At 68.4% G+C, this 9970-nt stretch carries 7 protein-coding genes and 1 pseudogene; 5 read left to right on the plus strand and 3 right to left on the minus strand.

The genetic code is table 11. The annotated features are described in order from the left end of the window. Positions 1–133 precede the first annotated feature (133 nt). Entirely contained in the window at positions 134–1381 is a 1248-nt protein-coding gene (gene hutI, locus VFZ20_RS08230; protein ID WP_329683374.1) for an imidazolonepropionase, read from the minus strand. A gap of 284 nt (positions 1382–1665) precedes the next feature. On the opposite strand from hutI, the gene VFZ20_RS08235 reads away from it, so the two are divergent. Beyond that, positions 1666–2937, plus strand: a complete 1272-nt coding sequence (locus VFZ20_RS08235) for a toll/interleukin-1 receptor domain-containing protein (protein ID WP_329683375.1) — start codon at positions 1666–1668, stop codon at positions 2935–2937. Between the two features lie 118 nt (positions 2938–3055). Here VFZ20_RS08235 and VFZ20_RS08240 read toward each other — a convergent pair whose 3' ends face one another. Further along, positions 3056–3454: a hypothetical protein gene (locus VFZ20_RS08240; protein WP_329683376.1), complete on the minus strand. Its 399-nt coding sequence runs from the start codon at positions 3452–3454 to the stop codon at positions 3056–3058. A 404-nt stretch (positions 3455–3858) separates the two neighbouring features. On the opposite strand from VFZ20_RS08240, the gene VFZ20_RS08245 reads away from it, so the two are divergent. After that, on the plus strand, positions 3859–4149 hold the full coding sequence (locus tag VFZ20_RS08245) for a hypothetical protein (protein ID WP_329683377.1): 291 nt from the start codon (positions 3859–3861) through the stop codon (positions 4147–4149). Positions 4150–4342: 193 nt separating this feature from the next. Here VFZ20_RS08245 and VFZ20_RS08250 read toward each other — a convergent pair whose 3' ends face one another. After that, positions 4343–7960 carry a PAS domain S-box protein gene (locus VFZ20_RS08250; RefSeq protein ID WP_329683378.1) on the minus strand — a complete coding sequence of 1206 codons (3618 nt, stop codon included), beginning with the start codon at positions 7958–7960 and terminating at the stop codon, positions 4343–4345. A gap of 159 nt (positions 7961–8119) precedes the next feature. Between VFZ20_RS08250 and VFZ20_RS08255 the strand changes: the two genes are divergently transcribed. The 3 genes and pseudogenes from VFZ20_RS08255 to VFZ20_RS08265 form a co-directional block, all read left to right on the plus strand. Next, positions 8120–8554: a PIN domain-containing protein gene (locus tag VFZ20_RS08255; protein ID WP_329683379.1), complete on the plus strand. Its 435-nt coding sequence runs from the start codon at positions 8120–8122 to the stop codon at positions 8552–8554. Beyond that, positions 8526–8762, plus strand: coding sequence for a toxin-antitoxin system HicB family antitoxin (locus VFZ20_RS08260; RefSeq protein WP_329683380.1), 237 nt, complete (start codon positions 8526–8528; stop codon positions 8760–8762). Before VFZ20_RS08255 ends, VFZ20_RS08260 begins: the two co-directional genes overlap by 29 nt. A gap of 268 nt (positions 8763–9030) precedes the next feature. Beyond that, positions 9031–9970, plus strand: a pseudogene (locus VFZ20_RS08265) (hypothetical protein); the annotation flags it as partial.

Here is a 9970-nt window from a genome sequence, read left to right on the forward strand (position 1 = left end):
GCCGTGCGTGCAGATGCCCTTCGCATCGATCCCGCGCCGTCCGCTCCGTCCTCGAGCCGGCCCGTGTCCCCGCATCGGCTGCATTCGCGGACGAGGTCCTCACAGCACAGCACGGGCGCGGAATCGTCCGGCATCACACCACCCGCGCGCCTGCCTTCCACACGCCCTCGATGATGGGCGCGGCCAGGCGGTAAGGGATCTCGGCGGCGGACGACGCGCGCCAGAGCACCAGGTCGCCGGGCGCGCCGGGGGCCAGGGTCCCGCGCCCGTCCGCCAGCTCCAGCGCCGCGGCGCCGCCGGCCGTGGCCGCGCGCAGCGACTCGTGCGGGCTCATGCCCATGCGGCTGCAGGCGGCCGTCAGCACGAAGTGCATGGACGGCGTGGGCGAGCTGCCGGGGTTGAAGTCCGTGGCCAGCGCCACCGTCGCGCCCGCGTCCAGCAGCGCCCGGCCCGGCGCCCACCGCGGCCGGCCCAGAAAGAAAAGCGTGGCCGGCAGCAGCGTGGCCACGGTGGAAGACGCCGCCAGCGCCGCGATCCCCGCCTCGCTGATGTCGCCCAGGTGGTCGGCGCTGGCGGCACCCAGCTCCGCCGCCAGTTCCGCCCCGCCGCTCCCCTCCAGCTCGTCCGCGTGCAGCTTGGGCCGCAGCCCGTGGTCCAGCCCCGCGCGAAGGATGCGCTCCGTCTCGTCGCGCCCGAACACGCCGGGCTCCATGAACACGTCGCAGAACCGCGCCAGCCCCGCCCTGGCCACGGCGGGGATCATCTCCTCCACCAGCAGGTCCACGTACGCCGCGCGGTTGTCGCGGTACTCCGGCGGCACCTCGTGGCCGCCCAGGAACGTGGGGACGAGCTCGATGGGCTGCATCCCGTTCAGCCGGCGGATGGCGCGCAGCGTCTTGAGCTCGGACTCCGTCGAGAGCCCGTAGCCGCTCTTGACCTCCGCCGTCGTGGTGCCGCCGCGCAGCATCTGCTCCAGCCGCGGCAGGGCCATCTCCACGAGCTCGTCCTCGCCGCGCGCGCGCAGGTCGCGGACGGACGCGTTGATGCCGCCGCCGCGCCGCGCGATCTCCATGTACGGCACGCCCGTGCAGCGCAGCGCGTACTCGTCCACCCGGTAGCGGCCAAAGACGGCGTGCGTGTGGCTGTCCACGAACCCCGGCGTGAGCACGCCGCCCGCGCAGTCCACGCGCTCCAGGTGCGGATGCGCGGCCAGCACGTCGTCCACCGGCCCCAGCGCCTGCACGACGCCATCGACCACCGCGACGGCCGCGCCGCGCAGCACGCCCGCGGGATCGCCGGCGTCCGACGCGCGGGCGGGGCCGGTGCATGCCGCGATCTCGGCGGCGTTGACGAAGACGGCGGAGCGGGGCAGGGCGGTCATCGGCTCGGTCTGGCGTGGGTGACAGGCGTCAGGGGTATTCTGGCTACGGTGGGCCGTTGCCGTCAAACGTGGGGATGGGCAACTCGCGGAATCCGCTGGATCGGCATGCGACCCGGGTGGTCGTGTCCATCCCGGGCCCGACGCGGGCGCGGCACTTCCGATCGGGTGGTCCGGAGCGGAGTCCCGTACAGCGCACGAGCTTGCACCCATTTCGGGCACTGGAGCACAGGCCTAAGTTGGATGCGCATCGCACCTTGTCGAGCAGACTCCTCACGCGAGGATTTATGTCTCATCCGAAAGTCTTTGTCTCATACTCCTGGGATAACGAGCAGCACATCGCATGGGTCAAGGACTTCGCCGCCCGCCTGCGGGGGGATGGCGTGGACGTAACGCTTGATCAATGGCATCTCGTTGAAGGAGATCAGCTTGCCTACTTCATGGAGGCGGCGATCCGTGACAACCAACATGTCCTCGTCATCTGCACTCCGCGATACAAGGTCAAGGCCGACACTCGCCAGGGGGGTGTCGGCTACGAAGGCGACATCATCACCGCCCAACGACTCAGCGACATCCATACACGAAAGTTCATCCCCATCCTGAGGGCCGGGACGTGGGAGGAGAGTCTTCCCACCGGTCTCGGAAGGCCCCTGGGCATCGACTTTCGTGGAGATCCTCCCGACGAGGGAGCCTATCAGCGACTGCTCGGCAGGCTTCATGGACAGAGGGAAGATGCGCCCCCGCTTGGGCCCATACCCCGCCAGCGCAACCACACGCTGGATGATGTTCCGTCCAGCCGGACAGGGTCCAGAGACGGCCCTCCAGGCGGTACGGCATTTCGTCACAGTGATGAAGTGTCTTCGCCGCGGGGCTTCGCGTCGAGGCTTGCAGGCTGGTTTTCACGCAGTCTTACCACCAATCCCACAACCCCGCGTCAGCAGCAGCTCGCGAAGAACGTGGTCGATGAGGTCGTAATCCGGATCAACCTCACACGTAACGCGATGGCGCGGGACATCACCGAGATGCAGAGACTTTCCCGCGATCTGGAAGCTGCAGAAGCCGGTCTGCGCGACTCCGTCCGACGGATTGAGCTGGCGCTGGTGCAGCATCGTCATGACCTTGCGTCGGGATTCGTCCCTCTGCGCCTTGAACAGGAGCACAAGCTGCTTCTCCTCAAGCAGGCGCGGGCTCGCGCGACTGCGCTCAAGGAGCTGCACCAGCGGCAACTCGTCTTTCTGCAACAGTCGCTGCCGGTTGCGAGGGCCGAACTTTCCACGCTGCTGGACACGGACGGCGTGCTGGAGAGATTGCCCTCCCCGGACCCATCCGAATACGAACACCAGACGGAGCGCTATGGAGCTTTTCTGGACAAGTGGAGGGGACTGCTCGCAGATGAGCGCACGGCCGGTGATGCGGACCTGGTGCAACACGAAGCGCTACGCGAATTCCGCGCGTCGCCGGACGGACTGCGTCTGGCGCAGCTCCACGTGCGAGACGAGTCGTTGGCGCAGGCTACGTTCAAGGATCACCAGGACCGCTTGTTGGAAGAGCGGGCCTGATCACGGCGAACTGCTGCGGCTTTTCCCCTTCCATGAGATGCCTCGCCCGCGGTTGGACGGATGCCCGGGAGAAGCTTGAAGAAAGGCCCCCGCTCGTCACCGCGAGCGGGGCCTTTCTTCATCTCCCGCCGAGGCCGGCCGGGTCGTGCGTCCGGGCCAGTCGCGTGCGGAGCGCCTTTACCCAGCGTGGCGTCTCCTCGCCCGCGTCTACGTAAGCGCGATCCACATCGTCGAGCACATCCAGCATCGCGCGTCCCCGAAACGGCTCAGGCAGTTCGCCGAACACAACTTCGAGCGCGGATGAATACGGTCGAATGAGCTCCAGCTCGTCCACTCCGCTCAGCCGCCGCAGGTACCACAGGGCCAGCAGCCTGCGCACGCGCGGGTGAGGCATGGTCCCGGCACTGATGAACTTGTGTATCGTGGACCTGCCGACGCCCGCGTCCTCGGCCACATGGCGGATGGAGCTCAGCTCCGCCTGGCTACGGGCAAACTCGCGCACCACCTCCAGGGGCACTGTCCGATGATCCATCGGTGCTTGCCGCTCCCTCCGTCTGAGTCTACTTTGTCTCCAAATCAGGGATGCGGTCCCCCTTGGCCGGAGCCTCGGTCCCGATTGTCCCCGACACGGCCTCCTGTTCACTTGGTGTGTCTACTTGACGTCAAGTACACAGTCGAAGGTAAACCCGTAATGATTGCTTGTAAAGCGCCCGATGCCTGAAAAATCGTTGGTAATGCTGGGAAAAATCTGATCCTTGCGGTGGCGGTATTTGGTAATTTCGATTCGGTGCATCTCGCCGCCTGCCGTCCAGTTTACATACCCGAGCCGAGGAATGCGCCATGTCTCCGGATGGTACCTCGCCACACGAGGGACGGGGCGATCGAGACGCGGGCCGCTCGCCTGTCCCGGATGGAGCCGCGATGTTCAACGCATCCCGGACGACGCTCGATCTCTGTGGACAGGCGATGATGGTCATGGGAATTGGAATGCCGCTCGCGATTGCCTTTCCCGGATGGATGTGGGTGGGACCCGGGTCGATACTGATCCTGATCCTCCTTCTCGCAATCGTGCACGAGCGCTGGCTGACCCGTGAACGCCACCAGCTGATCCTGAGCGCTCTCCGGGAGATTGTCGCGTTGTCCAGTTCTGCCGGGGCAGACGAAAGGCAGCACCGCGGCAAGCGTGCGCGCGGCGGCGGCAAAAAGAAGTAGTACGCGCTTTCGGGAGAGGCCGGAGCTGTACCGCTCCGCGCAGAATTGAGAAAAACATCGCCGAGCAGCGACGTACGCGCGATCACGATCCGGTCGGGCCCGGTTCGCGAGACGCGGAGAACGACCGCGGTCATGGCCAGCAGGCTCGTCCGCGGCAGAGCGTCTCGACATGCGTCCTCGAATTCGCGTTCCGTCACGCCGGCGGGGCGGGGGGGAGCCAGAGGGTAAAGGTGGAGCCGCGACCGACCTCGCTCTCCACGGTCAGGTCGCCGCCCATCAGCCGGGCGATGCGGCGGCTGATGGCGAGCCCCACGCCCGCGCCCTGCTGCGCCTCCGGGTCCAGCCGGGTGAACTCCTGGAAGATCGACTCCCGCTTTTCCTCCGGGATGCCTGGTCCCGAGTCGGTCACGCGCACGGCGACCCACTGGCCCGGGCGCGGACCGCCGTCCCGGACCTCCGCGCCGATGGTGGCTTGGCCGCGGGGCGCGTACTTCACTGCGTTGGAGAGCAGGTTGGCCAGGATCTGCCGCAGCCGCACGGGGTCCGTGTCCGCCCGCAGCCCCTCGGGCACGCGGGCGTCGATGGCCAGCCCCGCGGCCATGGCCTGGGCCCGGAAGTCCTCGGCGACCTCGCGGGCCGCGCGGCACACGTCCGTGGCCACGCACTCGATCTCCAGCTGCCCCGCCTCGGCGCGCGCCAGCTCCAGCAGGTCGTGGATCAGGTGCAGCGAGGTGGCGATGGAGCGGCGGATGCGGCCCACGCTGTCCACCTGCTTCTCGGACAGCGCGCCGAAGATCCCCTCCTCCAGCAGCTGCGCGTATCCGTCCGCCGCGCCCAGCGGGTTCTTGACGTCGTGCGAGAACCCCCGCATCAGACGCGTGCGGCTTTCCGTCACCCGCTCCAGCTCCTCGCGCCGCCGCTCGGCCTCGGCGCGTGCGTCCCGCTCCGCCTCCAGCAGCCGCTCCCGCTCCGCCGCCGCCTCCATCTCGGCCGTGACGTCGGTGTTGGTGCCGAACCACCGCACCACCGTTCCCTGCTCGTCGCGGATGGGCACCGCCCGGGAAAGGAACCAGCGGTACTCGCCGGTCCGGCCGCGGAGGGGAAAGGTGTCCTCCCAGGGCTCGCCCGTATCGAACGAGTGCCTGATCCCCTCGACGACGCGCGCCACGTGGTCCGGGTGATGGACCTTTTGCCATCCCCAGCCCTGCATCTCTTCCAGGGTGGTGCCCGTGTACTCGTGCCAGCGCTCGTTGTACCAGAAGATCCAGCCCGTGGGGTCCGCCATCCAGGCCAGCTGCGGGATGCTGTTGCCCAGCGCGCGAAAGCGCTCCTCGCTTTCCCGCAGCGCCTGCTCGGCCTGCTTGCGCTCGGTGACGTTGCTGAAGTAGACGGAAAGCCCATCCGGCGTGGGATAGGCGCGGACGTCGAACCACGCGTCCAGGGGCCCGAAGTACTCCTCGAACTGGACGGTGGTCTGCTCCCGCATGGCCCGGTGGTACTCGCGCTCGAACGCGGCGCCGAGGGCCTCCGGGAACTCGTCCCACACGCTGCGGCCGACGAGCTCCGCGCGGGGCCGCCGCAGCAGGTGCTCGGCCTCGCGGTTCACGTAGGTAAAGCGCCACGCCCGGTCCACGGCGAAGAACGCGTCGGTGATGCTCTCCAGGATGGTGGTGACCTGCGCGCGGGCCTCCCGCTCGGCGCGGAGCAGCCGTTCGCGCTCCTCGTCCAGCCGCTTGCGGTCGGAGATGTCGGTGAGCGTGCCGAACCAGCCGACGATGGCGCCGTTCTCGTCGCGCTGCGGCGCCGCCTGGCCCCAGAACCAGCAGTAGTCCCCGTGCTGATTGCGAAAGCGGTATTCGATGGAGTACCGCTCGCCCGTGCGCAGCGAGTGCTCCCAGCGCTCGATCGTCCGTTCCCGGTCGTCGGGGTGGATGTAGTGCAGCCACCCCTCGCCCACCGTCTCCTCGAGCGTGGTGCCGGTAAAGTCGAACCAGCGGCGGTTGAAGTAGCGGTGGTAGCCGTTGGCGTCCGTGGTCCAGATGTACTGCGGGATGAGGTCGGCCAGCAGGCGGTAGCGCTCCTCGCTCTCGCGCAGCCGCTCCTCCGCCTGCCTGCGGGCGGTCACGTCGCGAAAGAAGATGGACAGCCCCTCGGCCGACGGGTACGCGTGGACCTCCGTCCAGATCCTGAGCGCGGCGGAGTAGCTCTCGAACGAGGCCGTCACCCCCTCGGCCATGGCCCGCTCGTACCGCACCCCCGTCTCGGAGCCGACGGCCTCGGGAAAGACCTCCCAGATCGTCCGGCCCAGGAGCTCCGCGCGCGGCTTGTGGAGAAGCCGCTCCGCCTCGCGGTTCACGTACGTGTAGCGCCACGCCCGGTCCACGGCCACGAAGGCGTCGGTGATGCTTTCCAGGAGCGTCGTGACCTGCTCGCGCGACGCCCGCTCCCGCGCCAGCAGCCGCTCGCGCTCCTCGTCCAGCCGCTTTCGCTCGGAGATGTCCGTCCGCGTACCGAACCAGCCGGTGATCTCGCCCGCCTCGTTGCGCTGCGGCACCGCCTGGCCGATGAACCAGCGGTACTCGCCGTCCGCGCCGCGGAGGCGGTTCTCGATGGAGTAGGGCTGACCCGTGGCGAGCGCGTGCCGCCAGTGCGCCTGGGTGCGCTCCCGGTCGTCGGGGTGGACGAACTGGAGCCAGTTCTCGCCGCGGCCCTCCTCGAACGTGGCGCCGGAGTACGCGTACCAGTGCGGGCTGAAGTAGGTGTGGCTGCCCTCGGCGTCCGCGCTCCAGACGTGCTGCGGGATGGTCTCCACCAGCAGCCGGTAGCGCTCCTCGCTCTCGCGCAGCCGTCCCAGGATCCCCTCGATCTCCCGGCGGGCGCGCGCCTCCTCCTCCCGGGCCGCCGTCTCGCGGGCCAGGCGCAGCGCCGTCTCCTCGGCCTGCCGGCGCTCGGTGGCGTCACGCTGCACGGAGGTGAAGTGCATCACGCGCCCGTCCTGGTCCAGCACGGGCGCGATGCTCACCTCCACCCAGAACGGGCTGCCATCCTTGCGATGGTTCAGCAGCTCGGCGCGCACGGGCTCGCGCCGCCGCAGCGCCTCGCGGATGCGCCCCACCGTCTCCGGGTCCGCCTCCGGCCCCAGCAGCATCTTCGTCGGCCTGCCGATCACCTCCTCGGGCGCGAAGCCGGTCATCCGCGTGAACGCCGCGTTCACGTAGACGATGCGCGGCCCCTCGCCGTCCAGCGGCTCCGGCTCGGTGACCATCACCGCGTCGTTGGCCGTGGTCACCACGTTTTCCAGGATGCGCAGCCGGGTCTCCGCGCGAACCTGCTCCGTGACGTCCTCCACCCGGTGGATGATGTAGACCAGCTCGCCGCGGTCGTCGAAGACGGGCGAGTTGAGCGGGTCCCAGTAGCGCTCCTCGAAGGTGCCGTCCGGGGCGCGGATGTCGTACTTCTGCAGGGCCATCCGGTGCGGTTTGCCCGTCCGGATCACCTCGTCCAGGGAGGCCAGCAGGTTGCGGACGCCCGTCGCGCCGGGATCGTCGGGATTGTCCGGGAACACGTCGAAGAGCGGATGGCCGACGACGGCCTCGCGCCGGGTGAGCGTGGCGCGAAGGCGGGCTTCGTTGGCCGCGACCATGGTGAAGCGCGGCGGATCGGGCGCCAGCAGCAGGTACGCGTCCGGCGCGGACTCGAACACCGCCCAGAAGTCCAGCGTCGGCGCCGCGGGATGCGGATCGGCGCCGTTCGCCTGGCCGGAGACGGGCACGACCGCGGAGTGAGGATCGGGGCTGCCTGGATGTGCCATCTGCCTCCCTCTCGGAAAGGCGCCGCGGGCGTAAAGGCCCGTCCCGAGCGCCGAGGCCGAGATGGCGCGGCAACATCCGCACCGTACTCCGCACCGCCTAGTCCCACTTGAAACAAGAAGCGGTATTGTATATGATACCGAATGGCTGCACCTGAGGTAGTGCTCGACACCAACGTGCTTGTTGCCGGCCTTCGCTCCCGACGTGGAGCGAGTGCTCGGCTACTGGCGCTGGTTGGTACCGGCCCATTCAACATCAACTTGTCGGTACCGCTAGTTCTTGAATACGAGGCTGTGCTCCTTCGCCCCGAACTCCGCATTCCCGTGTCGTCCGGCGCGATTGCTGCCGTCCTGGACTACCACTGCGCGGTCGGGCGCCACCACGAGATCTTCTTTCTGTGGCGTCCGTATTTGAAAGATCCGGGTGACGACATGCTGTTGGAACTGGCCGTGACGGCTGGGTGTCAGTACATCGTCACCCATAACGAGCGGGATTTCGCCGGGAGTGAACGTTTTGGAGTGCGGGCGATCACGCCTGGTGCATTTCTCAGACACATCGGAGACTACGATGAGCACGCTGAGCCTTCGTCTTCCTGACTCGCTCCACAAGGGAGTCAAGGACCTTGCTTCCCGAGAAGGCATCTCCATAAACCAGTTTGTCGCGACCGCTGTTGCGGAGAAGATGTCTGCGTTGATGACAGAGGAGTACCTGCAGGAGCGTGCTCGTCGCGCGAGCCGACAAGCCTATGAAGCTGCGCTGGCGGAGGTGCCGGATGTGGAGCCGGACGAGTACGACCGGCTTTGAGCCGCACCAACCATCCACATACAACGGCAGCCGCGAACGCTCTCGTCCGCGGCTGCCGTTCTCGCCTCACGCCGTGGCCAGGCTCAGCCGGCGCACTACCTCGCGCGCTTTGTAGCGGTAGGCGGCCAGGTAGATAAGCCCTCGCGCGCACCTCGCTCCAGCGAGTTGGCGCCGCACCGGTCATTGCTCAAGGCGGGGCGGAGGCAACCTTCTGGCGCCGGACCGCAACTCAGTCTGCAACTCTGCTCCACTCCTCCTGTCGTTCCCGATGCTCCGACACATCCTGCTGTTCGCGGCGACCTCGCTCGCCGCTGCTCCGGCCGCCGCCCAGGCGCCGGCATCGTGTCCCGCCTCCACGCTCCGCTACGACATCGCGTTTCAGCCCGGCGCCGTGCGCGTGGGCATCTGCGTTCCGGGCGCGGAGGCCGATTCCGCCGCGTTCGAGATCGGCGACTGGGCCGGCGTCAGCAACTATGGCGACAACGTCGGCGAGCTCGCAGCGACGGACGCGGCCGGCAGTTCCCTCACGGTCGCGAAGCGGGATGGAGGACGATGGGTGGTGACCTCCGGCGCGCGGCGGCCGTTCCGGCTGGCGTACACCGTCCGCCACGCGAAGCCGTCGTTCATGGGCGACGAGGAGGACGGGCAGTTCCAGCCGACGCTCTTCGACACGTGGGCGTTCCTCTGGGGACAGGCGTATCTCCTGCGCCCGGAATCCGATGCGCTCAGCGCGTTGCCTGTCCGCGTGGCGGTGGATGCCGGTCCGTATCGCACGACGCACGCAAGCTGGGGCGCCGACACCCTGCTGGCGGACGTGGACGCGCTGCGCAACTCCGCCCTCGCCGCGGGCGACTTTCGCCGGCAGTCGCGCGAGATCGACGGGGTGCCCGTCACCTTTCTGTCCCAGGGCGCGTGGTCGTTCACGGACGGCGCGTTCGCGGATGCCGTGGAGCGCCTGCTGCGGCAGCAGGTGGCGACCGTGGGCAGCGGATATCCCACACGCCGGCTGACTGTCGTGCTGCTCCCCGGCAAGGAGACGAGCGCGGGCGGCACGGTGGTGAAGGATGCCATGGTCGTCTATCCCCGCCCGGAGATGGATCTTACGGGTGACCTGTGGGCGCTGGGCCTCATCGCCCACGAGCACTTTCACCTGTGGACGGGCGAGGTGGCGCGCGCGGCCGGCGACGTGCCCGAGGGCGAGGTGAAGT

Origin of the sequence: Longimicrobium sp., from assembly GCF_036280135.1 — a bacterium.
GTDB lineage: Bacteria > Gemmatimonadota > Gemmatimonadetes > Longimicrobiales > Longimicrobiaceae > Longimicrobium.